The sequence below is a fragment of the Synechococcus sp. CC9605 genome, assembly GCF_000012625.1.
GTDB lineage: Bacteria > Cyanobacteriota > Cyanobacteriia > PCC-6307 > Cyanobiaceae > Parasynechococcus.
Genome location: NC_007516.1, coordinates 2,430,860 through 2,454,754, shown reverse-complemented (window position 1 = coordinate 2,454,754; position 23,895 = coordinate 2,430,860). Strand labels below are relative to the sequence as shown.

The 23,895-nt window shown below is 60.8% G+C and carries 26 protein-coding genes; 15 read left to right on the top strand and 11 right to left on the bottom strand.

The genetic code is table 11. From position 1 onward, the window contains the following. Positions 1–16 precede the first annotated feature (16 nt). Positions 17–1,558, bottom strand: coding sequence for a NarK family nitrate/nitrite MFS transporter (locus tag SYNCC9605_RS13125; RefSeq protein WP_011365562.1), 1,542 nt, complete (start codon positions 1,556–1,558; stop codon positions 17–19). 298 nt (positions 1,559–1,856) lie between these two features. On the opposite strand from SYNCC9605_RS13125, the gene SYNCC9605_RS13120 reads away from it, so the two are divergent. The 3 genes from SYNCC9605_RS13120 (at position 1,857) to SYNCC9605_RS13110 (ending at position 4,028) form a co-directional block, all read left to right on the top strand. Continuing rightward, entirely contained in the window at positions 1,857–2,417 is a 561-nt protein-coding gene (locus SYNCC9605_RS13120) for a molybdenum cofactor guanylyltransferase (RefSeq protein ID WP_011365561.1), read from the top strand. Beyond that, on the top strand, positions 2,414–3,457 hold the full coding sequence (locus SYNCC9605_RS13115; RefSeq protein ID WP_011365560.1) for a GTP 3',8-cyclase MoaA: 1,044 nt from the start codon (positions 2,414–2,416) through the stop codon (positions 3,455–3,457). The genes SYNCC9605_RS13120 and SYNCC9605_RS13115 overlap by 4 nt, the downstream gene beginning before the upstream one ends. 79 nt (positions 3,458–3,536) lie before the next feature. After that, positions 3,537–4,028, top strand: a complete 492-nt coding sequence (locus SYNCC9605_RS13110) for a hypothetical protein (protein WP_025362579.1) — start codon at positions 3,537–3,539, stop codon at positions 4,026–4,028. Here SYNCC9605_RS13110 and SYNCC9605_RS13105 read toward each other — a convergent pair. The 3 genes from SYNCC9605_RS13105 to SYNCC9605_RS13095 are packed head-to-tail and all read right to left on the bottom strand — an operon-like array spanning position 4,016 to position 7,352. Beyond that, positions 4,016–4,915, bottom strand: coding sequence for a transglutaminase family protein (locus SYNCC9605_RS13105; protein ID WP_011365558.1), 900 nt, complete (start codon positions 4,913–4,915; stop codon positions 4,016–4,018). The two genes, SYNCC9605_RS13110 and SYNCC9605_RS13105, sit on opposite strands and share 13 nt — an antisense overlap. After that, positions 4,888–5,883, bottom strand: a complete 996-nt coding sequence (locus SYNCC9605_RS13100; RefSeq protein WP_011365557.1) for an alpha-E domain-containing protein — start codon at positions 5,881–5,883, stop codon at positions 4,888–4,890. Before SYNCC9605_RS13100 ends, SYNCC9605_RS13105 begins: the two co-directional genes overlap by 28 nt. Next, entirely contained in the window at positions 5,877–7,352 is a 1,476-nt protein-coding gene (locus SYNCC9605_RS13095; RefSeq protein WP_041435326.1) for a circularly permuted type 2 ATP-grasp protein, read from the bottom strand. Before SYNCC9605_RS13095 ends, SYNCC9605_RS13100 begins: the two co-directional genes overlap by 7 nt. 201 nt (positions 7,353–7,553) lie before the next feature. Between SYNCC9605_RS13095 and SYNCC9605_RS15660 the strand changes: the two genes are divergently transcribed. From SYNCC9605_RS15660 to SYNCC9605_RS13070, 7 genes are all read left to right on the top strand, one after another. Further along, positions 7,554–7,679: a hypothetical protein gene (locus SYNCC9605_RS15660; protein WP_257929598.1), complete on the top strand. Its 126-nt coding sequence runs from the start codon at positions 7,554–7,556 to the stop codon at positions 7,677–7,679. Then, complete coding sequence (locus SYNCC9605_RS13090; protein WP_011365555.1) at positions 7,669–9,099, top strand: sodium:solute symporter family protein; 1,431 nt, start codon at positions 7,669–7,671, stop codon at positions 9,097–9,099. Before SYNCC9605_RS15660 ends, SYNCC9605_RS13090 begins: the two co-directional genes overlap by 11 nt. Continuing rightward, a complete protein-coding gene (locus SYNCC9605_RS15655; RefSeq protein WP_257929596.1) occupies positions 9,096–9,245 on the top strand; it encodes a hypothetical protein in 150 nt (49 codons plus the stop codon). Before SYNCC9605_RS13090 ends, SYNCC9605_RS15655 begins: the two co-directional genes overlap by 4 nt. A 161-nt stretch (positions 9,246–9,406) precedes the next feature. After that, positions 9,407–10,522 (top strand): aspartate/ornithine carbamoyltransferase family protein, encoded by a 1,116-nt coding sequence (locus SYNCC9605_RS13085; protein WP_041435324.1) that lies wholly within the window; start codon positions 9,407–9,409, stop codon positions 10,520–10,522. Positions 10,523–10,531: 9 nt separating this feature from the next. Further along, complete coding sequence (asnB, locus tag SYNCC9605_RS13080; protein WP_011365553.1) at positions 10,532–12,556, top strand: asparagine synthase (glutamine-hydrolyzing); 2,025 nt, start codon at positions 10,532–10,534, stop codon at positions 12,554–12,556. A gap of 94 nt (positions 12,557–12,650) precedes the next feature. Continuing rightward, on the top strand, positions 12,651–13,940 hold the full coding sequence (locus SYNCC9605_RS13075; RefSeq protein ID WP_011365552.1) for a Zn-dependent hydrolase: 1,290 nt from the start codon (positions 12,651–12,653) through the stop codon (positions 13,938–13,940). Next, positions 13,937–14,611 carry a DUF1028 domain-containing protein gene (locus tag SYNCC9605_RS13070; protein WP_011365551.1) on the top strand — a complete coding sequence of 225 codons (675 nt, stop codon included), beginning with the start codon at positions 13,937–13,939 and terminating at the stop codon, positions 14,609–14,611. Before SYNCC9605_RS13075 ends, SYNCC9605_RS13070 begins: the two co-directional genes overlap by 4 nt. 82 nt (positions 14,612–14,693) lie before the next feature. Here the strand turns inward: SYNCC9605_RS13070 and SYNCC9605_RS13065 are convergent, their stop codons facing one another. From SYNCC9605_RS13065 to SYNCC9605_RS13040, 7 genes are all read right to left on the bottom strand, one after another. Next, positions 14,694–14,912, bottom strand: a complete 219-nt coding sequence (locus SYNCC9605_RS13065) for a hypothetical protein (protein ID WP_011365550.1) — start codon at positions 14,910–14,912, stop codon at positions 14,694–14,696. An 80-nt stretch (positions 14,913–14,992) separates the two neighbouring features. After that, the gene (locus SYNCC9605_RS14200) at positions 14,993–15,160 is read right to left on the bottom strand and encodes a DUF4278 domain-containing protein (RefSeq protein ID WP_011365549.1); all 168 of its coding nucleotides are present in this window, start codon (positions 15,158–15,160) and stop codon (positions 14,993–14,995) included. 191 nt (positions 15,161–15,351) lie between these two features. Further along, positions 15,352–16,110 carry a type 1 glutamine amidotransferase gene (locus SYNCC9605_RS13060; RefSeq protein ID WP_011365548.1) on the bottom strand — a complete coding sequence of 253 codons (759 nt, stop codon included), beginning with the start codon at positions 16,108–16,110 and terminating at the stop codon, positions 15,352–15,354. Next, positions 16,107–17,816: an urease subunit alpha gene (ureC, locus tag SYNCC9605_RS13055; protein ID WP_011365547.1), complete on the bottom strand. Its 1,710-nt coding sequence runs from the start codon at positions 17,814–17,816 to the stop codon at positions 16,107–16,109. Before ureC ends, SYNCC9605_RS13060 begins: the two co-directional genes overlap by 4 nt. Before the next feature lie 3 nt (positions 17,817–17,819). After that, a complete protein-coding gene (locus SYNCC9605_RS13050) occupies positions 17,820–18,140 on the bottom strand; it encodes an urease subunit beta (RefSeq protein ID WP_011365546.1) in 321 nt (106 codons plus the stop codon). A 10-nt stretch (positions 18,141–18,150) separates the two neighbouring features. After that, positions 18,151–18,453: an urease subunit gamma gene (locus SYNCC9605_RS13045; RefSeq protein ID WP_011365545.1), complete on the bottom strand. Its 303-nt coding sequence runs from the start codon at positions 18,451–18,453 to the stop codon at positions 18,151–18,153. An 18-nt stretch (positions 18,454–18,471) separates the two neighbouring features. Beyond that, positions 18,472–19,407: an urease accessory protein UreD gene (locus tag SYNCC9605_RS13040; RefSeq protein WP_041435898.1), complete on the bottom strand. Its 936-nt coding sequence runs from the start codon at positions 19,405–19,407 to the stop codon at positions 18,472–18,474. Between the two features lie 108 nt (positions 19,408–19,515). Between SYNCC9605_RS13040 and ureE the strand changes: the two genes are divergently transcribed. From ureE to urtB, 5 genes are all read left to right on the top strand, one after another. Then, positions 19,516–19,965 carry an urease accessory protein UreE gene (ureE, locus tag SYNCC9605_RS13035; RefSeq protein WP_011365543.1) on the top strand — a complete coding sequence of 150 codons (450 nt, stop codon included), beginning with the start codon at positions 19,516–19,518 and terminating at the stop codon, positions 19,963–19,965. Then, complete coding sequence (locus SYNCC9605_RS13030) at positions 19,962–20,633, top strand: urease accessory protein UreF (RefSeq protein ID WP_011365542.1); 672 nt, start codon at positions 19,962–19,964, stop codon at positions 20,631–20,633. The genes ureE and SYNCC9605_RS13030 overlap by 4 nt, the downstream gene beginning before the upstream one ends. Beyond that, on the top strand, positions 20,633–21,238 hold the full coding sequence (gene ureG / locus SYNCC9605_RS13025; protein ID WP_011365541.1) for an urease accessory protein UreG: 606 nt from the start codon (positions 20,633–20,635) through the stop codon (positions 21,236–21,238). Before SYNCC9605_RS13030 ends, ureG begins: the two co-directional genes overlap by 1 nt. A gap of 117 nt (positions 21,239–21,355) precedes the next feature. Then, positions 21,356–22,654 (top strand): urea ABC transporter substrate-binding protein, encoded by a 1,299-nt coding sequence (urtA, locus tag SYNCC9605_RS13020; RefSeq protein ID WP_011365540.1) that lies wholly within the window; start codon positions 21,356–21,358, stop codon positions 22,652–22,654. A 73-nt stretch (positions 22,655–22,727) separates the two neighbouring features. Continuing rightward, the gene (gene urtB / locus SYNCC9605_RS13015) at positions 22,728–23,888 is read left to right on the top strand and encodes an urea ABC transporter permease subunit UrtB (RefSeq protein ID WP_011365539.1); all 1,161 of its coding nucleotides are present in this window, start codon (positions 22,728–22,730) and stop codon (positions 23,886–23,888) included. Positions 23,889–23,895 lie beyond the last annotated feature (7 nt).

Genomic DNA, 23,895 nt, shown 5'->3' with positions numbered 1-23,895 from the left:
TGCGGAGGGAGACGGATCAGGCGGTTTCGCCTTCGTGCAGGTCTGCGAAGGACCCCTTGGGTTCCTTCAGGAAGAAGAAGCAGAAGAAGGCCACGATCAGACCAGCCACTCCCAGGATCTGGAAGAAGGCACTGTTGGAAGCCGCGATCACCTCGGGGGTGGGTTCGCCGCCGCCGCCCATCCACATCGGCAGGAGGCTGAAGATGGTCAGGTAGGTCACAGCACCAACGTTGCCGTAGGCACCCACCAGGCCGGCCACCTGACCGGTGACGCGACGCTTGACCAGGGGCACCAGCGCGAAGGTGGCGCCTTCACCGGACTGCACGAAGAAGGAGGCGAGCATGGTGATCACCACGGCAACAGCGATGCCGGTGGTGCCGGTAAAGGTGCCCGGCTTGATCATGCTCATTACCAGGTAGCCCACGCCGAGACCGGCGGTGAGGAAGCCCATGGTGTTCTTACGGCTGCCGACGCTGTCGGAGATAAGACCACCAGCAGGGCGGGCGACCAGGTTCACGAAAGCGAAGCAGGACGCAAGGATTCCGGCGGTGGCCTTCGGCAGATCGAAGGTGGTTTCAAAGAAGGTGGGCAGCATCGAAACCACGGCCAGTTCGGAGCCGAAATTCACGATGTAAGTGAGCTCGAGGATCGCAACCTGGCGGAACTCGTAGCGGTCTTCCTTGGGATAAACCTTGTTGCCGAGGATCAGGTCGCGGTTGGTACGAATGATTCCCCAGGTCTGGAAGGCAAACCAGACGGCAACAGCACCGAGTGCCAATGGATAGGTGCTTGGAGTGAGGAAGCCCACCTTGCCAAGACGCCAGCAGAGCACGCAGAGAATGGCTGCGAAGGGCACGTTCATGCCCAGCAGTCCCCAGAAGTCGCGCATGGAGGTGACTTCCAGACCTGCGGTTTTCTCAGGGCGCTGGTACGTCTTGCCAGGCGGGGTGTCGGTGACGTTGAAGAAGTAGAAGAGGCCGTAGACGGCGGAGACGATGCCGGTCAGGGCGATGGCACCGCGCCAGTTCAGAACAGCGCCGGTGGGCAGCTCGAAGCCGCCGGAGAAGGAGAGGAAGCCAGCGAGGGCCACCATGGTGAGGGCGGAGAAGGCGGAGCCGAAGTTCCCCCAGCCGCCGTAAATTCCTTCAGCCAGGCCGATTTCCTTGGGCGGGAACCACTCGGCCACCATGCGGATGCCGATCACGAAGCCGGCGCCAACGATGGAGAGCAGCAAACGTGCCACCACCAGCTGGTTGAAGTCCTGAGCGGACGCAAACAGCAGGCAGGGAATCGCCGAGAACACCAGGATCGAGGAGTAGGTGATCCGGGGTCCGAATTTGTCCAGGAGCATGCCGATCAGCACGCGGGCCGGAATGGTGAGAGCCACGTTGCAAATGGCCACGGTGCGGATCTGACCAACGGTCAGACCCAGGTCCGTTTTCACGGTGGTGGCCAGAGGGGCCAGGTTGAACCAGACCACGAAGGTCAGGAAGAAGGCGATCCAGGTCAGGTGAAGGGTTCGGTACCTGCCCTGGAACGACCAGAGGTCGCCAAGCATGGATGAGAAGAGAAGGAACCTCGGGCTTCAAAAGGAAAGGTGCCCGGGGATGGCAAAACGGTCGAAAAGAGAATCCGTTTGACCCGCGCAGTTAATCAATTCACCGGCCCCTTGTTTGGTCAGATTGGTTACCGATTTGCATTTTTGTGTTGCCAAGCAAACATCAATGGGGCTGATTGATCGGATCAGGTGATCTTGTGCCGCAGCGATTTGGTAGCGATTGCAACTTTTGCGGGTTGTTGGACTTCGCTGGTTCAGATTGTTGGTCGGCGATGTGAATCAAGGCTTGCGGGTTTGTTTGCTCAGTGGCGGAAGCAGCCGTCGCATGGGGCGTGACAAGGCTCTTTTGCCGCATCCCTCCGGTGGTGTCTGGCTCACGGCCCTGGTCGACCAGTTGTTGCCGCTCGGTTATCCGGTGCAGGTGTTGAGTCGTCATGCCGCCCACGCAGAACTCCTGGCCCACCGGCCGGGATGTTCCGTGGTGCTGGAGCCACCTCCCTGGAATGGCCCCCTGCAGGCGCTGGCCAGGCTGTTGCCGTCCCAACCTGGGGAGGCCTTGTTGGTGCTGCCGGTGGACATGCCCTGTTTGAACACCGCCGTTGTCCGGCGACTCATCGCAGCCTGGAAGCGTGCCCCGGAGCAGGCAGCGGTGGCCCATGACGGTCAACGGCTGCAGCCGTTGCTGGCGGTGATCCCCTCCGGTTCTCCCTTCCGCTCTTGCCTTGATCAGCAACTGCAACGCGGAGAGTTGCGCTGGATGGATTGGTTGGCCCGCGTTCCCCATCAGGCGGTGCGCTTGCCTGCAGAGGCGTTGGTGAATGCCAACTGCCCTGCAGATCTGGCAGCGTTGGAGGGATGAGCACGTCGCTGCCGCTTGCTGACCGCCTCAACCGGCCTATCGGGGTGCTGCGGTTGTCGCTCACGGCCCGTTGCAATCTCGCCTGTCCGTACTGCTGTCCGGATGTGGAGGAGCCCCCTGGCCTGCTCACCCTTGAGCAGCAGATTCGCGTTATTCGTGTGGCCACGCGCCTGGGGGTACAAACGTTGAGGCTCACCGGTGGAGAGCCGTTGTTGAGCCGGCGTTTGTTGCCTTTGCTGGAGGCGGTGGCGCAGGCCCGGCGGGATCGCTCGGATCCGATGGCCGGTTTACAGGCCGTGGCGCTCACCAGCAACGGGGTGCTGTTGTCGGAACCGATGGGGCGGGCGTTGCGTGCCGCAGGGCTGGATCGCATCACCATCAGCCTGGATGCAGCGGAAGGGGAAGCTGCGGCGCGCATGGCTGGTCTTCAGGGTGGTGCCGTGGCTGGGGAACGCCTGGTGCGCCAGGTGCAGGACGGCATCGCGGCGGCCTTCGCCGCTGGCTTTGACCCCTCACGCGGTGAGCTCAAGCTCAATGCCGTGATCCAACGGGGGATCAATGACGATCAGCTGTTGCCCTTGGCCGCTTTGGCGCGGCAGCGGGGGATGGAGCTGCGTTTGATCGAATATATGGATGTGGGCAACCGCAACCAGTGGACGCTGGACCAGGTGCTCCCGGCGGCGCAGATGGTGGAGCGTATTAATGCCCGTTGGCCTCTTGAACCGCTGGGTCGACCGCGGGGTGGGACGGCCCGGCGTTGGCGCTATGGCGATGGCGCCGGATCCATCGGTGTGATCTCTTCCATCAGCGAGCCGTTCTGCGGGGATTGCAACCGTTTGCGTGTCACCGCAGATGGGCAGGCGTTCACCTGCCTGTTCTCGGCTGAAGGCACCGATCTGAAGCCCGCACTCGCGTCGGATCTTCAGCTTGAGCAGGCCATGCGCCAGCTCTGGCAGCGGCGTCAAGACCGCTACAGCGAGGAGCGTGATCCAGCCGCCGCTGCGTCAACCCATGCGGAAATGGCGTATCTGGGGGGCTGAACCGTCGTGATCGTCACCGTTTTTGCGTGATGCCCTCGGTACAACGGGGCAGCTGAAGGGTCTCGCTGGATCCATCGACATGTTTGAACTGCTGGCTTACGAGCGCTTCCGCGACACCCCGTCGGTTCGTTTTTTCGACGTCACCGTGGACACCTCGAACGCGCGCGATCTGGTGATTCACAGCGGCCCGGCGGTGTCGCCCCCCAACGATCCGGAGAGCGGAGCCTGGCAGTTCTATCTGCATCCTCATCAAGAAGATAATCTGCTCGCGGCCAGTGGCGGCAGAACCTTCTTCCTCGTAAACCTGGCCTGGGAACAGCCGTTCCACATCGTCAGGCTCGAGAGCGGTGGTGACATCCTTCGCATCCCTCCTGGCACCTTCCACCGTTCGATCTCCGATCCCGATGGTTCCGTCGTTCTGAACCAGGCGGTTCGTGAGGAGGGCGCTTCTCTGGTGCGTGAATTCCGCGTCTACAACAGCGCCGAGATCCCGGCCTTGATGGCAGCCACCCACAGCTCGGCGCCGAAGCCCCAGTTGCACGGGGTGGAACCGTTGCTTCAGGCGGCCTGAACCAGGTTGTGTGGGGAGGCCTCCGTTGCCGAGGCTTCCTCGCTGATCTGAATCTCCCAGGTCAATTCACTGTTTGTTCCCGGGGGGCCGTTGAAGCTGCCGCTCACGGCTGCTGTGAGTTCCGGCTTGGAGGAGGTGGCCAGCACCACATAGCGCTCGTTGACCTCCATCCCGGCACTGGGGTCAAAGCCGCGCCAGCCCGCTCCCGGCAGGTAAACCTCCGCCCAGGCATGCAGGTCGTAATCCTTCGGGGGAGGCTGCTGCAGTTGATAGCCACTCACGAAGCGGGCGGGGAGACCCACGACACGGCAGCAGGCCACCATCAGCATGGCCAGATCACGGCAGGAGCCGATCCGTTCGCGCAGGGTTCGACCAGCCGGCCAAGCGGGGCCCACATGGCGTTGGGTGTATTTCACCCGCTCTTGAATCAGCTCAATCAGTTGCTTTAGAAAAGCCAGGGTTTGCTGGTTGCTGCCCATCAGTGCTTCCTGGGTGAGGTCGATGGCCGCGGGTTCGTGCTGGCCGTTGGGCAACCAGCCCTCCAGGGCCCCCTGAAGGTCGCTGTTGAGTTGGCCGCGTGGGTAGGGCAGGGGTGGTTCCAATCCGTTGAAGCAGCTTTCCAGCGGTGGTGCCGGTCGGGTCTCCACCAGGCTGCGAGCTTCAAAGATCAGTTCCTCAGTGCTGCCGAGAAAGCGAAGCCGTTGGATTTCATCGCCGCTGGCGGCCACCAGTTCCCGACGTTGCTCCGGTTCCGGCAGCACGCTGAGCTGATGTTCCACCAGGGTCTGAAACCCCTGCCCCCGGGGCCTCAGACACAGGCGATGTTCCCCGAGGAAAACAGGGGCGTCATACCGATACGTCAGGCGGTGAACGATGAGAGCACGCATGCAGGATCGGTGGGGATGGAACGGAGGTCGGCGCTGGTGAAGTAGCGGGTCTGGATCAGGTTGTGGAGTTGGTTGAGGTCCTGCTGAAGCTGGTCAATGGCTTCATGCAGACCGGCTTCGATCAGGTTGTCGATCCGCACATAGCTCCAGCGGGCCAGGAGTTGTCCGCGCAAACAGTCGAGGTCATCCGGTGTGTCTTGGTTTGGCTGTCGCTGGATCTGTTGCAAGGTGTCGCTGATGCCCTGTAGGCAGTAACGCACCGAGCGAGGAAAGGTGGGGTCCAGCAGCAAAAATCGGGCCACGGAGGCAGGGCTGATCGCGTGCTGCATGCTCTGGCGGTACATCTGATAAGCCCCCGCTGTGCGTAGCAGGGTGATCCATTGCAGTTCATCCAGCACGCCGCCCACCTCTTCAGGGGAGGGCAGCAGCAGGAAATATTTGACGTCGAGGATGCGGGAGGTTTTGTCGGCCCGTTCGATCAAACGCCCCAGCTGACTGAACAGCCAACTCAGATCACGGCTCAAGGTGGTGTCGGTGATCCCGTACACGAGCTGGCAGCCGCGGCGGATGATCCGCAGTTGCTCCTGCACCGGTTCCCGCCAGATGTCTTCGTCGTCCTGGAGGCTCCAGTGCAGATCATTGATCTGCTCCCACATTTCCGTGGTGATCACATCCCTGATCTGCCGTGCGTTTTCCCGCGCCATCGCAATGCAACTCACGATGCTGTTGGGATTGCTGCGGTCCAACAGCAGGAAGCGCACCACCTGTTTGGGCGTGGCACCGGGGTAGGCCCTATCGAAGCGGTGGCGATCTCCCGTCACCTCCACCAGCGGCAGCCACGGTTCGGCGCTGCCCGGAGGACAGTCCAATGCCATCGCTTCACTCACCTCCAGAAAGCGCGAGATGTTTTCGGCGCGTTCCAGATAGCGGTTGATCCAGTAGAGCGAATCGGCAACGCGACTCAGCACGGCACAGCCTCCTGGGCTTGCGGTGCTGCCATCGTTTGGTCGTCGACGATCCAGGTGTCCTTGCAGCCGCCGCCCTGGGACGAATTCACCACCAGCGAGCCCCGCTTGAGGGCCACGCGGGTCAGTCCGCCTGGGCTGACCCAGTTGCTTGCGCCGCGCAGCACGTAGGGGCGCAGATCCACGTGGCAGGGGTAGAGCTCACCGTCACTGAGGGATGGCACGGTGGAGAGTTGCAGCGTGGGCTGCGCGATGAAGTTGCGGGGATTCGCACGGATCTTCGTGTCGAAGTCCGCCAGCTCCGATCGGGTGGCTTGGGGGCCGATCAGCATTCCGTAGCCGCCGGCTTCCGCCACTGATTTCACCACCAGTTGCTCGAGGTGTTCCAGCACATAGCGCTGATCGTCTGGCCGGGCACAGAGGTAGGTGGGAACGTTCTCGATGATCGGCTCCTCATCGAGGTAGTAGCGGATCATCGCCGGCACGTGTGCATAGATCAGTTTGTCGTCGGCGATGCCGGTGCCAGGGGCGTTGGCGATGGCGACCCGTCCTTGCCGCAGCACGTCGATCAGGCCCGGCACCCCCAGCATCGAGTCCTTGCGGAACACGGTGGGGTCAAGGAAATCATCGTCGATGCGGCGGTAGATCACATCCACGGGTTCCAGGCCATTGGTGCTGCGCATCCACACCCGGCCGCCTTCGCACACCAGATCGCGCCCCTCAACCAGGTGAATGCCCATTTCTTGGGCCAGGTAGCTGTGTTCGAAATAGGCGCTGTTGAACACCCCGGGCGTCAGGATCGCCACGCGGGGGGTGTCACTCCAGGGCGCCAGGTCTTGAAGGGTGCGCAGCAGATGGGAGGGATAGTCGTCGATCGGTTGAACGGCACGGCCTTCGAACAGGCCAGAGAACAATCGCTTCATCACCCGACGGTTCTCGAGGAAGTAGGCCACCCCTGAAGGACAGCGCAGGTTGTCCTCCAGCACCCGCCATGTGCCCTTGCCGTCGCGGATCAGGTCGAGCCCGGAGATGTGGCACCAGCGGTTGAGGGGCAGGCTGATGCCCTGCATCTGAGGTCGCCAACCGGAGGAACTTTCAACGTCTTCCCGTGGGATCACACCGTCGTTGAGGATCTGCTGGGGGCCATAGATGTCAGCGAGGAAGCGGTCGATGGCTTCCAGGCGTTGCAGCAGTCCCTGCTCCAGGGTGATCCAGTCGCTGCGGCCGATCAGCCGAGGCAAGGGATCGAAGGGGAGAATTCGTTCGCTGCCTTTGAGCCCGGAATCGTTGAGGCGGAAGGTGGCGCCGAGGCGACGCAGCAGCTGGCTGGCTGAGGCATGGCTGCGGTTGAGCTCGGGCAAGCCCATCTGCCCCAGTGATGCAAGTAGTGGGGCCAGATCGGCGCGTGGTTTGGCCGTTTCACGGCAGAAATATTCGTCGAAGCCGACCGTCGGTTTGTAGTCGGTGAACATCCTGATCGCACAAGCGGGGCGCATCCAAGGCGTCGCCCCACTCCACTTTGGGTGGTGGTTGCTACACATTCCGCAATTTCAGGCAAGAGGACGCCGATCGCCTGTTGTTTGGGTATCCGTAGGCACCTGAATGGAGGGCACAGGGCCAGGGCAGGGTGCCTCCTTTGCTTATCTGTTTCTGGAGTTCAAACGCACTTCGCCTTGGATGAATTGCTCTGGGCGCGTCTGATCTTTGCCCTTGGTGCCGTTGTGACTGCGGCGACGGTGGTGATGATTCTGCGCGGACACCTGTATTGGAACCGCAGGGGGTCGAGGGATGTCCGCTGACTCGGTTCCCTTCCTTCAGCCCGGGATCGCCTGGGCGTTGGTGGTGCTGTTCTCTGTTCTCTGGGTGTCGCTGGGGATTGCCTGGGGCCGGCGCGGTCAAGGCAATGCCGACGACTACATGCTTGCGGGGCGCAACATCGGGCTGGCTCTAAGTACGGCCACGTTGATGGCCTCCTGGGTCACCGGCAACACCACCCTGCTCGCCCCTGAATTCGGTTACAAAACCGGCCTCTGGGGCATGTTCAGCTATGCCCTGGCCGGGCTTGGCCTGATTCTGTTCGCCCCCCTGGCCTCGCGGATCAAGCAGTTGATGCCCAACGGGCGCACCAGTGGCGACTTCATTCGCCTGCGCTACGGGCGTCTGGCCTGGTGGGTGTTCATGCTGATCACCGCGATCTATACCCTGGGCTTTCTGATGACCCAGGCGATGGGTGCTGGCCTGCTGCTGCAGGCCCTTTCAGGCTTTGATTACCACGTGGGAATGATGGTGGTGATTGGTGTTGCCACCTTCTACACCCTGTTCGGCGGAATGCGGGCCGTGATCGGCACCGATTTCATCCAGTCGCTGTTGATCATGGTGTTGCTGGCGGTGGTGGCGGTGCTCGCCTTCCGCCAATTCCCGATGCCCGAGGTGCATGCCTCATTGCTGGCCAGGCATCCCGATCGGCTTGATCTGCTGCTGCCGGCGGGCTTGTTGATCGCCTGGAATTCCGCCCTCTTTTCGATGGGCGAGGTGTTTCACAACAACATCTGGTGGTCCCGGGTCTTCGCCAGTCGGCGCTCGGTGGTGATGGCCTCTTTTGTTTTGGGGGGCATCGCCTGGATGAGCGTGCCGATGGTGACGGGCTCCATCGGCCTGGTGGCCCTGGCACGTGAGCTGCCTCTCGAGCAGGTGAACATGGTCTTCCCCGTGATGGCCGCTGATCTGCTCGGGGCCGGCGGCGCGGCCCTGGTGTTTGTGGTGGTGTTTGCCTCGCTCACCTCTACCTTGGATTCGTTGCTGGCATCCACCGCCGATCTGTTGGCGGAGGATGTGTACTTTCGCCTGTTGCGGCCTCAGGCCAGCGACCTGCAGCTCAAGCAGGCGGCGCGGCTGATGGTGGTGGGACTTGCCGTCGTCACCCTTGCGTTGTCCTGGCCGCGGCTTGATTCGCTGGCGTCGGTGCTGTTCTTCACCGGTGCCCTGGTGGCCTCCACGGTCTGGCCTGTGGCGTGTGGTCTCTACTGGCGCACAGCCAACCGCACGGCTGCCATTGCGGCCATGCTCGCCGGCAGCGTTGTGGGCCTGCTCGCCTATGTGCTGATCGCGCCCTATTGCGCTGCTGTGTTTTCGGCGGCCGTGTCGGCGGTTGTGATGCTGATGGGCAGTCGGATCTGGCCGGAACGCTTCGACTTCACCTTGTTGCAGGAGGAGGGATGATTCAAATGCTTCCTTTGATGGCCGGCCTTGTTGGTCTGTCTGGCTTTCAGTTTTTGCTGGTGGCCAGTCAGTTAGCCCTGGTGCTGTCGGTGCTCGTGTTGCTGCTGATCTGGTGGGTGGAGTGGCGCAATGGCCGGGTTTGGTGATGTCTCCTTTAGCCGTACACCCCAGCACAATCCTTTCCGGATCTTTGCTTAAGAAGCTGCTTCTTCGTGGACGCAGCAGTGTGGTTGTTGTTACCGGTGAAAGATGTAGTTCCTGGCTTTAGCACTCGGTTTGGCAAACAGAGTGTTGATCCGATCCCGCTATGGCACAGGCCAAAACAGCAGTTGTGGACGCGTCTTCGGTTCAGATTCGGTTTGAGCCGATGGGGCCTGATGTCTACGGGCAGAATCAACCCCAGGAGCTGCTGGCTGCCATTGCTGAAGATGTTGAACCTTTGAAGGATTTGGTGGATCAGCACGTGGTGTCGATCCAACCGTTTCGCCCCGAGGTTTTGTTGCAGGTGTTTCGCCTGGCGGCGAAGTTTGAGAGCAATCCAGATCGCTATTGCCGTCACAACACGCCACTCACCGGCAAGATTCTGATCAACGCGTTTTACGAACCAAGCACGCGCACCCGGCTGTCCTTTGACAGTGCCTGGCACCGACTTGGCGGTACCTCCATCAACATCACCGACAGGGCCACCACAGGGATCGCCAAGGGCGAGTCTCTCGAAGATGTCGCCCATATGTTCAACAACTACGGCGATTGTGTGGTGCTTCGGGACAGCGATCCCGGTGCCGTTTACGCGATGACGTCCACCCTTCGGATCCCGATCATCAACGCTGGAAATGGGATCGATGAGCATCCCACCCAGGCGATGGCCGATCTGTACACGATCTTCAAGTGGCGCCCCAAGCTTGCTGAAGCTGAAGTGACACCCGCTGATCGGATTCGCATTGGGATCGTCGGAATCCCTTCGCGGATGAGAACGGTTCGCTCCCTGTTGAGGATCCTGGCCAAATTCCCGCAGACCGTGGACGAGGTCGTGGTGATTCACGCCCCCGAGTTGGAGCCTGATCAGCCGCTGTTCGACCCAGGACAGTTGGAGGAGCTTGAAGCTTGTGGGATGAAGGTGCGCTCCAGCACGGATCTTCAGGCTGAAGTGCCCGACTTGGATGTCGTTTACATCAATGCCATTGCCTGGGTCGGCGACTCCTATGAAGTACACGGCGGAGGATTCCGCCTCACCCGCGACATGCCGTTCAAACCGGAAGCGATCGTGCTCCATCCCTTGGCGCGTGGAGCGGAACTCAGCACCTGCTTGGATGACACGCCCCACAACTGGTATTTCAGTCAGGCGAGGGGAGCTGTGTTCCTGCGGATGGCCCTCCTCACCTGCATGGTGGATCGGGCCGAACGCGTGATGGATGTGATCTGAGGTGGGCTGATGTGCGGAATCGGAGGTGTTTTCAACGCAGACCGTCAACAGACGGTGGATCGCCAGCTGCTGGTCAACATGGCGGCGATTCAGGCCCATCGCGGGCCCGATGGCTTCGGCGTTGAGGTGCTCGATCAGGCCGGCGTCGGCTTCTGCCATGCCCGGCTTTCGATCATTGACCTGAACGAGTCACGCGCCCGGCAGCCCTTCCTCACCGATGACGGTGAGGTGTTGATGGCTCATAACGGTGAGTTCTACGACTTCCAGCGAATCCGGGCTGACCTCACCGCCCAGGGGGTGCGCTTCAGCAGCAAGAGCGATTCCGAGATCCTGCTGCGGCTGTACCAACGTCAGGGCCTCGAGGCGACCCTGCCCCTGTTGCGCGGTGAGTTCGCCTTCGCCTTGTTTGATCGCTCCGAAGACTGCCTCTACCTGGTGCGGGATCGCTTCGGCATCAAACCGCAGTACTGGGCGATTACGCCGGAGGGTCTGGTGTTCGGTTCCGAATTGAAGGTGCTGTTCGCCCATCCGGCGGTGGAGCGACGTTTCACCTCGGAGGGTCTGTTCCACCAGTTGATGCAGACCATGGTGCCCGGCACCACCGCCTTCGCCGGGGTGCACCAGGTGAAGCCCGGCCACGTGCTCAAGGTGCAACGGGTGAATGGGCATCTGGAGGTGTCCGAGTCCACCTACTGGGACGTCGACTTTCCGCGCAAGGACGAGCGGGACCCCAAGCGAACCGAAGCCGACTACATCGCTGCCGTTCGTGCGGCATTGCTGGAGGCCGTTGAGCTGCGCATGGTGGCCGACGTGCCGGTGGGTTGTTATCTCTCCGGCGGCATCGACAGCTGTTCGATCCTCGGCTTGGCGTCAGCCGTGAGCCAGGCGCCGGTGAAGGCGTTCACGATCGGGTTTGACGACGCCCGTTACGACGAGTCGCCGATTGCCCGGGAGATGGCCGAAGCCACCGGCGCTGAGCAGGATCTGATGCGTCTCTCGGGCCAGGAGCTCTATGGCCATATGGAACGCACCATCTGGCATGCGGAGCGAACGATCTACAACACCCTGGCGGTGGCCAAGTTCTTGATGAGCCGCCATGTCAACGATGTGGATTACAAGGTTGTGATGACCGGTGAAGGCTCAGATGAGCTGTTCGGCGGCTATCCCGCCTTTCGCCGCGACATGTTCCTCCACGGTCTCGATGACCTGCCGCAGGAGGAGCGCGCCAGCTGGGAAAGCCTGTTGCAGCAGTCCAATGCCCTGGTGAAAGGGGCGATGCTGGCTGAAAACCAGGTGGATGACCCCGATCTCGATGCGGTGGTTGGTTTTACCCCCAGTTGCCTTCAGCCTTGGTTGGCCTGTGCGCCCTTGGTGCCGGAGCTTCTGGCGGAGTCCCACGCCGCAGCCCTGGAGGGTTACTCGCCGGGCAAGGCGATTGCCGAGCAACTGGATGCGGATCAACTGGACGGGCGCCACGCCCTGGACAAGGCTCAGTACGTCTGGATCAAGACCATGCTGGAGGGCCAGATCCTCACCTGGGGCGGTGATCGGGTCGACATGGCCAATTCCATGGAGGCGCGACCCGCCTTCCTCGATCACCATCTGGCTGCGGTGGCGGTGCAGGTGCCGCCCGAACTGCGGATCAAGGGGAAAACCGAGAAATATGTGCTGCGGGAAGCCATGGCGGGCCTGTTGCCGGAGGTGTTGTACCGGCGTGAGAAGTTCGCCTTCATGGCCCCACCAGCCCACACGGAGCCTGAGAAGTGGGGGCAGATGAAGCAGCTCGCCGACGACTACCTCAGTGATGAGGCGATCGATTCCGCTGGTTTGTTGAGCAAAGCCGGCGTGCTCGCCTTGTTTGAGCGTCACGAGGACCCGGCCACCACCGACGCGGAGCGTGTGCAGATGGATGCTGTGATCAATCACCTGCTTGGCGTGCAGATGCTGCACCGCATGTTTGTGGCGGAAGACGTGCCAGCCCTCGCCCGCCGGGAGGCGGACCGCCTGGGCTGGCGGGTGCTGATGCCCGTTTGATTTCTTTGATCAGGGTTAAATCGTTGCGCTAGCTACAGGCTGATCAGCCAGTTCGGGAGAAAGTGACATTTAGTTTGAACTGAAGGTCACGGCATTGCCAGCGCTCATCTCGGCTTCTCCGATCACTTCTGAATCGCAGATCGAACCAGCCAAGATTGCGGCGCGACCAATCCGTGAGCGTTTGGTCGCAACGATTGAGCAGTTGGCCAGCATTGGAGCCAAGCCCGATGGAAGCGTCTGTCGACGCGGATTCTCGCCGGAGGATGTGCAGGGCCGAGATTTGCTGGCCCACTGGATGAAGCAGCTCGGCATGCAGGTGCGTGTTGATGCGGCTGGCAACTTGATCGGACGCCTGGAAGGCCTCGATCCCCTCCGCCCTGCCCTGGTGACTGGGTCGCACCTCGACACGGTTCCCACCGGTGGACGTTTTGATGGAGCCCTCGGGGTGTTGGCCGGTCTGGAAGCCTGCCGCGCACTTCAAGACCAGGGCCTGCGCCTGCGGCACGGCATCGAGTTGATCGCCTTTGCCGACGAGGAGTCGACCATGGTGGGTTGCAAGGGCTTGTCGGGCACGGCCTCCAATGACCCGGAGAGTTATGCCACCAGCAACAGTCAGCCGATTCAGGACAACCTGGCGCGCATCGGCGGCCATTGGTCCTCCCTGGCCTCAGCTCGACGCTCAGATGAGGCCTATGCCGCTTTTCTGGAGTTGCATGTTGAGCAGGGCGGTGTCCTCGAGCAGCGCGGCGATGCCATCGGTGTTGTGGAGGGTGTTGTCGGTCAGCGTCGGTTCAGCATCAATGTGAAGGGCCAGGCCAACCACGCCGGCACCACACCGATGGGGTTGCGACAGGACGCCCTCGTGGCGGCCTCGCGTCTTGTTCTTGCCGTTGAGGCCATGGCCTCCCGTCATCCCGGAGATCCAGTGGCGACGGTAGGTCGACTGGAGGTTTGGCCCAATGCCGCCAACGTTGTCCCCGGCGCTGTCTCTCTGACCGTTGACCTCAGGGATGTGGATCCGACCGTTCTCGATCAGTTGGTGGAGGAGTTGATGCAGCAGGTGGAACGCATCGGTGCAGAAACAGGCTGCCCGATTGCGGTGGACCCCCAGTTCAGCGTTGATCCTACCCCTGCTGATGCGGTGGTGATGGCCACGATCGTTGAGGCCGCGGCCGATCTCGGCCTGTCCCACAGCCATCTCCCCAGCCGTGCCAGCCACGATGCGCAGGAGGTTGGCCGCCGTTGGCCGATGGGCATGATTTTTGTGCCCAGCCGGGGCGGCCTGAGTCATTCCGCTGCAGAGTTCACTAGTGACGAGCAGTGCTGGGCGGGCACCGCGGTGCTGCTGGAAACGTTGCTGCGGCTCGACCGTCAGCTGCCGTGACCTTTTCGATCCTGGCCCGGGATCCCAGTAACGGTCGTTTCGGCGTGGCCGTGGCCACCTGTCATTTGGCCGTTGGATCCACTGTGCCCCACATCCGCGCGGGGGTTGGTGCTGTCGCCACCCAGGCCCATACCAATCCGTATCTGGGGATTTGTGGCCTTGAGCGCCTGGAGCAGAGTTCTGATGCCGAAAGCGTTCTGGCCAGCCTTCTTGCAGATGATCAGCACCGTGACCGGCGTCAGTTTCACCTGATCGATCTGGACGGTCGCACGGCCTGTTGGACCGGGCAGGATTGCGGCCCTTGGGCAGGGCATCGTCATCACCGTGATCTGTCTGTTGCGGGCAATTGCTTGGTGGATGATGGTGTGTTGGCAGCCATGGAGCAGGCTTTTCTCACCGGCGACCCCAGCTTGAAACTGGGCCGCCGCCTGATGATGGCTCTCCAGGCTGGGGAAGCGGCTGGTGGTGACCATCGTTCTCCCTTTTGCACGTCAGCGGCGGTGCAGGTGAGCGGTGAAGCGGCTTTCCCGCTGTTGGATCTGCGCGTTGATTTCCACGAGCGCGCCGTGGAGCAGTTGATGGAGGTGTATGAGCGCAGTCAGGCCCTTTGGGCCCAGGAGTGGAGGGATGAACTGTCGGAGTTGCCGATGCTCAACCGTTTGGTGGCTTGAGCATTCACCATCGCGCACGCCATTAAAAAGTCTTGCAACACAGCCGTGTGCATGGCTTTTAGGGAAATCAATTTCTGAGTGTTCAGCTGGGGACGGATGCTTCCCACTCCACATTGAGGCCGGCCTGAAGTGCGTCTGTGATCAGGTCATCAATGCAGTCCATGCCAAAGGCAGCTTGCCCAGAAAGCAGGGCATCCCATTCCTGAGACGGAAAGTGGGTCTGCAGCCAGAACACGCCGTGCACGCTGGAGGGATTCACCTGCACGAGGCCTTGGTCGAGGCGAGAAGCGATGAGATCCAACGTCGTAGCTGAAGCTGGGTCTATTACGCCTCAGTTCTAGGAACTGGAATGTTCGAGTTGCTACGGATTGAGAAGTTGGCCTAGCGCGTGTAGCCCACACCGCGGTAAACGAGCTGCACCGGAATGCGGTGGTTGTTGATCTGGCGGGCTTGGTACGCGTTGCGGCGGTAAACCAGCTGCACTCCAGGCTTGCCCTGAGTGACGTTGTTTTGCTGGTACTGCTGCCCGCGGTAGAGAAGGGTGGTCATTGGATGGTCCTCGAAGCAAGCTCAGGTCCCCGTTCCATGGCCTGAGGCGAACTGCGCTTCGCGTGATGCGAAGTGAACGATCGGTAGCTGTTGCTACAAAAATATTGAAGCTCCTGCAAATCCCGAAGTGGTGTTCAAGCTGATACCTCTTCAGAAAAGTTTTTGATTTTGTTTATTTTTGTCTGTAGGAATTAGTGGGCCTGGCTGATCTCAATCAGTTGATCGAGCACAGCATTAAAGAAGTTTCGGCCTTGTTCCTGAAGCGTGGCGCCCAGCCTGCGCCAGTCCCGGCTCAGGCGATCGGGCCCTTCAGCTCCGAGGGCGCTCACCACGTAGTCGTGGTCGTTGGCGATCCAGCGCTCAAGCGCATCACCGTCGATCTCGAGGTGGCATTGCAGGCCAATGGCGTGGGCTCCGAGTCGAAACACCTGTTCGGCACAGTGCAGTGAAGAACCCAGCAGGGTTGCATCAGCCGGCAGGTGGATGCGATCGCCATGCCAATGCAGCACAAGGGTGCTGCTTGGTTGCCCCTTGAGCAGGGCCTCATTACTGGGATTTGCGACCCAGTGAATCGCGCCGAGCCCCAGTTCCCTTAGCTGCTGTGGTGGTGCTCCCACCTGCAGGGGTTGCACGCTGCCCCCCGCAGCCACAGCCAGGAGCTGCGCCCCTAGGCAGATGCCCAGTACCGGTCGGCGTTGCTGGTGCCAGGCCCTCAACCAGTCCAGTTCCTGCTGCAACCAGTCCATGCCCGGTTGGTCGCGATCGTTCACGCTCATCGGTCCGCCGAGCACAAGAGCGATGACGTTGGCACACGCCTTCGGGTCTGGAAGAGGGTCGCCCCGGTCGGGCCTCAGGATCTCGAGTGTCAGACCCCGTTGCCGCGCCAGCTCTCCCACCAGTGCGGCGTCTTCGTGGTCCACGTGTTGAACCACCACCAGCAGGGGGCTCAAAGCAACAGGTAGCGCTGGGCCAGGGGCAGCACTTCGGCGGGCTCGCAGGTGAGCAGTTCACCGTCGGCGAACACCTCATAGGTCTGCGGGTCCACGCTCACCTTGGGCAGCGCTGAATTCAGCTTTAGGGCGCTCTTGCCCACACTGCGGGTGTCCCTCACCGCCATGCAGGTGCGCTCCAGCCCCAGTTGGCGTTGGATGTCGGCATCCATCGCCGCTTCGCTCACGAAGGTGAGGCAACTGGGGGCGAGGGCTTTGCCGAAGGCGCCGAACATCGGCCGGCCGTGCACCGGGCCGGGGGTGGGAATCGAGGCGTTGGCATCGCCCATCTGGGCCCAGACGATCGAACCGCCCTTCACTACCAGTTCCGGGCGAATGCCGAAGAAGCCCGGCTTCCACAGCACCAGATCGGCGAGCTTGCCGGTTTCGATCGACCCCACTTCGCTGCTGATGCCGTGGGCCAACGCCGGGTTGATCGTCACCTTTGCGATGTAACGCTTGAGCCGGTGGTTGTCGTTGCGAGCGGAGTCTTCCGGTAGGGCACCGCGCTGCACCTTCATCTTGTGGGCGGTCTGGAAGGTGCGGGTGATCACCTCGCCCACGCGGCCCATGGCCTGGGAGTCGCTGGCGATGATTGAGAAGGAGCCGAGGTCGTGAAGGATGTCTTCGGCGGCGATCGTTTCGCGCCGGATCCGCGATTCGGCGAAGGCCACGTCCTCGGGGATCTTTGGATCTAGGTGGTGGCACACCATCAGCATGTCGAGGTGCTCCTCGAGGGTGTTGCGGGTGTAAGGCCGGGTGGGGTTGGTGCTGCTCGGCAGCACGTTGGCCTCGCCGCAGATCTTGATGATGTCTGGCGCGTGTCCACCGCCGGCGCCTTCGGTGTGGAAGGTGTGAATGGTGCGCCCTTTGATGGCGGCGATCGTGTCTTCCACGAAGCCAGCTTCGTTCAAGGTGTCGGTGTGGATGCAGACCTGCACATCCATTCGATCGGCCACCGACAGGCAGGCATCGATGGTGGCGGGGGTGGTGCCCCAGTCTTCATGCAGCTTCAGGCCGCAGGCGCCGGCGCGCACCTGTTCTTCAAGCGCTTCTGGGGTGCTGGCGTTGCCCTTGCCGAAAAAGCCCAGGTTCACCGGCAGGCCTTCAGCCGCCTGGAGCATCCGCCCGATGTGGAAGGCGCCGGGGGTGCAGGTGGTGGCATTGGTGCCAGTGGCCGGTCCGGTGCCGCCCCCCATCAGGGTGGTGACGCCGCTGGCCAGGGCCGTTTCGATCTGCTGGGGGCAGATGAAGTGGATGTGGGTGTCGATGCCGCCGGCCGTGAGGATGTGGCCCTCCCCGGCGATGGCTTCCGTGCCGGGGCCCACCACGATCGTCACCCCTTCCTGGGTGTCGGGGTTGCCGGCTTTGCCGATGCCCACGATGCGGCCGTCTTTGAGGCCGACATCAGCTTTGACGATGCCCCACCAGTCGAGGATCAGGGCATTGGTGATCACCGTGTCGACGGCGCCCTCAGCTCGAGGGGTCTGGGATTGCCCCATGCCGTCGCGGATCACCTTGCCGCCGCCGAACTTCACCTCATCGCCGTAGACGGTGTAGTCCTTCTCGACTTCCAGGATCAGATCGGTGTCGGCCAGGCGAATCCGGTCGCCGGTGGTGGGTCCGTAGGTCTCGGCGTAGGCCTGGCGGGAGATGCGGTAGGGCATGGGTCAGGCGTCGAGGGGTCCGTTGATCTGGCCGTTGAAGCCGATGACGCATCGCGCACCGGCGAAGGGAATCAGGTTCACGTCGCGGCTGTCGCCCGGTTCGAAGCGGATGGCGGTGCCGGCGGGGATGTCGAGCCGTTGACCGCGGGCTGCGGCCCGGTCGAACTGCAGGGCGGCATTGGCTTCGGCGAAATGGAAATGGGAGCCCACCTGCACGGGCCTATCTCCGCTGTTGGAGACGCTCAGCGTGGTGACGGGTCGGCCTGCATTTAGCTCTAGTTCACCCGGTTCGGTAAGCAGTTCGCCTGGAATGAGAGGTGCCATGGGTTCTGCCTCAGCGAATCGGGTCGTGCAGGGTGACGAGCTTGGTGCCATCGGGGAAGACGGCCTCCATCTGCACCTCATGGACGAGCTCGGGCACGCCCTCCATCACTTGGTCTTGACGCAGCCAGGTGGTGCCTTCCTGCATCAGCTCCGCCACGCTCTTGCCGTCACGGGCGCCTTCCAGCACCAGAAAGCTGAGCCAAGCCACCGCTTCGGGGTGGTTGAGCTTGAGGCCACGGTTCAAGCGCCGCTCCGCAAGCAGTGCCGCGGTCACGATCAGGAGCTTGTCCTTTTCCTGGGGACTGAGATGCATGGCGAAGCTCGGTCTTCTTCAGTGTGTCTCCGCTGCAGCCTCGAAAGCGTTCACAGTGGACGTTTGTCGGCGCAGAGGCTGTTCCTGCAGGGGCCAGACCCTGGGGATGCGAGGCCGTGTCAGCCCCCGGATCGTTCGCGTTCGCTCCCAGATCCGGCTGAACCAGAAGCGGGCATCACGGCTCGACTCGCCGGAATAGCGGGCGATCAGGCCCTGATTCAGGGCGCCGCAGCGCATTGTGCCCGTCAGGCCTTCGCGGTCGGCCCGCGCTCCCTCCAGCACTGATGCTGTTGTTTCGGCACCCATGGCCATCGGTGCGGCCCAAACCAGTGTTCCGAACACCGGTGCGCCTCCCAACCCATGCGGGCTTTCCAGGCTGGCGCCGCCGAGCTCCACCCGATCCGCCAGCTCCCAGGTTGAGCTCTCGCCTGCAAGGCGCTGAATGGTGAGGCTCGAGCGCCACCGTCCCTGTTGCAGGGTTTCGCCGGCGGCGGTGCGGCCCAAGCGCACGATCTCTGCACTAAGAAAGGAGGCGTCTTGGGGCAGGGTCACCGTCAGCTGCTGCTCGAACAGGGCATCGGCGTACAGCACCAGTTCCTGCGGCAGCCATTCGAGGTCACTGCCGCTGGCCAGTGAGCAGCGCACCTGTTGATGGGCAAAGCAGCCCTCGGGTTGTAGGCGGCTGCGGCCGATCGACCCGTAAACCTTCTGCGCCGCCACGCTGGTGATCAGGCCGCGGCTGTTGGCCTCAAGCTTGAAGTCCAGGCTGAGTTGATCGCCGCCCACCAGGCCTCCGGCGGTGTGCAGCACCGGCAGCTCGCAACGTCCGTCTTCACCGCGTTCACTGCGAAGCAGCTTGAACGGAGCCGTGCAGCCCCCCTGGTGTTTGGTGCTGCCGTTGGTGGCATGAAACTGCAGGTCGCAGCGGCCGTGCCAAGGATCAAGACGTTGCATGGCCTCACGCTCCGCCGCCACAGGCTTCGACTCTGTAGTAATCCACACCAAAGTGCTTCTGATTGATCGGCACGCTTTCGTTGTGGAACTGGAGAGGAGGTGCTGTTGATGGATGCGGTGGTCGTGCTGGAGCAGCGCCTGCAGAACAGCAGTGCCACGGCAACCCTGCAGTTGCCGTTAACGGCCGAAGAGCGGACGGTGCTGCGGGGCCGTCGCACCACGTCCTGCGGTCGTCCGGTGCTGTTGCAGTTGCCCCGTGTGGGATCGCTGCAGCCTGGTGATCTGCTGGGGGATCAGTCCGGTTCGACTGTTGTGGAAGTGACTGCAGCTCCGCAAGCATTGATGCGGGTGCAGGGTTCGCATCCTCTTGAACTGTTGCAGGCGGCGTATCACCTGGGCAATCGCCATGTCGCTCTGGAGCTGCATGAACATGAGCTGTTGCTGCCGGAGGATTCCGTTCTCGCCACGATGCTGGAAAGCCGTGGATTGACGGTCAGCCGCTGTCAGCAGCCATTTGCCCCTGAAGGGGGTGCCTACGGAGGTCATCAGCACGGATGACGTCCCTTGCGTTGCTGCAACTGGTCAGCCCGGCCCTGCCCGTGGGTGCCTTCAGTTATTCAGAGGGCCTGGAGGTGTTGATTCAAGCGGGTTCCATCGCCAATGAGCAGGCCATCCAGGCTTGGTTGGAGGCTGAACTGCAACGGGGCGCGGTGCGGTTGGAAGCTGCTGCGTTAAGGCCTCTGGCGGAGGCTTTGGTGGGGTGGACCACTCAGGCCGATGCGGCGGCCAAGGCGCGTCTGATCGATCTGGATGGTTGGCTGTTGGCCACCCGCGAGGCTGCGGAGCTGCGAGCCCAGCAGCGTCAGATGGGGATGTCGTTGCTGCAGTTGATGTCGGACATGGGTCAGGACCTTCCTGAACCTGTGGCCTTGAGCTGGCCAGCGGCCTGGGCCTGGGCTGCTCTTGGCTTGTCGGTTCCGTCGGGAGAAATGCTGGAGGGCTACCTCTACGGCTGGGTTGCCAATCAGCTCAGTGCCTCGGTGCGGCTGCTGCCGTTGGGTCCCTCCCGCGCGCAGGTGCTGCAACAGCGGCTGCTGCCGCTGATTGCTTCCCAAGCGCAGCTGCTTCAGGTGGCCGATCCGCAGCAGCTCTGGAGCAGTGGTGTGAGTGCGGGCATGGCTCAGCTTGCCCATGCTGAGCTGTATTCACGTCTGTTTCGAAGCTGATGAGCAGCAAACTGCGCCTTGGGGTGGCGGGTCCTGTGGGATCCGGCAAAACCGCATTGGTGGAGGCGCTCTGTCGCCGCTTGCGCGACGACCTCCAGCTTGCGGTAGTTACCAACGACATCTACACCCAGGAGGATGCCCAGTTTCTCACCCGTGCTGGTGCCCTGGATCCAGAGCGGATTCGTGGCGTAGAGACCGGTGGTTGCCCTCACACGGCGATCCGCGAAGACTGCTCGATCAACAGAGCCGCCGTGGCGGAGCTGGAGGCGCAATTCCCTGAACTTGATCTTGTTTTGGTTGAAAGCGGTGGCGACAACCTGGCGGCGAGCTTCAGCCCGGAACTGGTGGATCTCTGCATCTACGTGATTGATGTGGCGGCTGGCGACAAGATCCCCCGCAAGGGAGGGCCTGGCATCACCCGCTCTGATCTGCTGGTGATCAACAAGATTGATCTTGCTCCACAGGTCGGTGCTGACCTTGCGCTGATGGAACAGGACACCCGGCGGATGCGTGGCGACCGACCGTGGTGTTTCACCAACCTTCACAGCGGTGAAGGGCTGGAGCAGGTGTTGGCGTTCTTGTCGCAACAACTACCAAATTCGTAGTCAAAAAACTTGGAATCAACAAAAGGTGCGATTGAATACATTTCTGCAGTTCTCGCCCTCCATACCTTTTAAAAACGCCCCTCGGCGGTTCTTATCTCTTCGCTTGTCTTTCGGGAAATGACTAGTTCACTTTCAAAGCGAGTCCTTGCTGGCTTCGCTGCAACGGCTGTTGGCGTCACCATGACTGCTTGCGGTGGCGGCGGTGACTCTGCCGGCGGCGATTTCGACGGCGAAATCAAGGTGGGCATTCTCCACTCCCTGAGTGGAACCATGGCGATCTCTGAAACCACCCTCAAAGAGGTTGAGGAGATGGCGATCAAGGAGATCAATGATGCGGGTGGCGTCAAGATCGACGACAAGTCCTACAAGATCACCTACGTTTCTGAAGACGGGGCTTCTGATTGGCCCACTTTCGCTGAGAAGTCTCAGAAGCTGATCGACGCCGACAAGGTTGCTGTGGTGTTCGGTGGCTGGACCTCAGCTAGCCGTAAGGCCATGCTGCCCGTCTATGAAGCCAAGGATCACTTCCTCTTCTACCCGATTCAGTACGAAGGTCAGGAGTGTTCCAAGAACATCTTCTACACCGGCGCTGTGCCCAACCAGCAGGCAGAGCCCGCTGTTGACTGGTTGTTCGAAAAATTCGCCGAAAAGTACGGCAAGAAGGTCTACCTCGTGGGTTCTGACTACGTTTACCCCCGTACGGCAAACACCATCATCAAAGAACAGGTCAAGAGCCTGGGTGGTGTAACTGTTGGTGAGGACTACATTCCCCTGGGTAACACTGAGGTTGCTCCGATCATCGCCAAGATCAAGAAGGAATTTCCCGATGGTGGAATCATCATCAACACTCTGAACGGAGACTCCAACGTTGCTCTGTTCAAGCAGTTCAAGGCAGCTGGCATCACTCCTGACAAGTATCCGATCATGTCCTTCTCCATTGCGGAAGAAGAGATTCGCCAGATCGGTCCTGACTACGTCGGTGGCACCTACGCGGCATGGAATTACTTCATGTCCCTCGGAACTGAAGCGTCCAACACTTTCAATGAGGCCTTCATTGACATGTACGGCGACGATCGGGTGACCAATGACCCGATGGAATCGGCTTACAACATGGTCTACCTCTGGAAGGCTGCTGTTGAAAAAGCTGGCACCTACGAGGATCTCGATGCTGTCAGAGACACTCTGATTGGCATCAAGTTGGATGCTCCTCAGGGTCCGATCGAGATGTACCCCAACCACCATATCTCTCAAACCGTTCGCATCGGTGAAGCCAAGGCTGACGGTCAGTTTGAAATCCTTTGGGATAGCATAGATCCCGTTGCTCCGATCACTTGGAACCAGTACGTTCCTGAGACCAAGGGATTCGCCTGCGACTGGACTCTGGATCGTCCTGACGCTGGTAAGTTCAAGATGTGATTCTTGATTCAGAAATTTAGTCCAGGGTGGATCAAACTTTGTTTGATCCACTTTTTTATTATCCGATGAAACCATGGAGCTAGTTTTTTCACAGATTCTTGACGGCTTAAGCATCGGTTCTGTGCTTTTGCTTGCGGCGACTGGCTTGGCCATCGTCTTTGGATTGATGGGTGTGATTAACCTCGCCCATGGTGAATTTATGATGTTGGGCGCCTACGTTACGTTTGTGGTTCAAAACATATTCCGCCCTCTTGGGGGAACTGCTTTTGAGCTGTATTACATCGTGGCACTTGTTGCTTCCTTCGTGGTAACAGCCTTAGTTGGTGTTTTATTGGAGCGCACATTGATCCGTAGGTTGTATGGGCGCCCCCTCGAAACCCTTTTGGCTACGTGGGGTGTCAGCCTGGTCCTGATTCAGTTCGTTCGCAGTGTTTCACTGGCCATGGTGCTGGGAATCGGTGTTACGGCACTGCTGGGCTGGTTAGCCCAACGCTTTTTGCCTATGTCTTTGAAACAAGCATCGTTTTCAAATTATCTCGGTGGAGCTTTTTGGGCTTTGGCAGGCGTGCTGGGGATTTTTTCGATCAATATTTTCGTTTCGTTTGGGCGTTTTTTCTCCAATCCTTGGTTCGGGCCTAGAAATATAGATGTTACGGCACCCAAATGGTTACAGGGAAGCTGGGGTTCGGTTGCTGGAATAGAGCTGCCTGGCATCAGGATTTTCATTATTGTCTTGTCGGCACTTTTGCTGGCAGCTGTTGCCTGGTTCCTGACCAAAAGTGTCTGGGGCGTTCGCATACGCTCAGTGACACAAAACCGTGAAATGAGTAACTGCCTTGGTATTCCGACCGACAGCGTTGACAGCATTACATTCGGTATTGGATCGGGTCTTGCTGGTGTAGCTGGTTGTGCCATCACCCTGCTGGGCTCTGTAGGTCCAAACCTCGGGGCGTCTTACATCGTCTCATGCTTCATGGTGATTGTTCTTGGTGGCGTTGGTAACCTGGTTGGAACCGTGATTGCATCCATGATGTTGGGGATTATTCAGTCCATCATTGGATCGGGTTCTCTTTTAATTGCATTCCCAGATATGCCCTCAGGTTTGCAGGCGGTAACCGAGTTCTTTGCAACAACAAGTATGTCCTTGGTCCTCGTCTTTATCTTTATTATTGCCTTCCTTCAGTTCAAACCAACCGGTATGTTCCCTCAAAAGGGACGATCAGTTGATGCTTAATGACTTT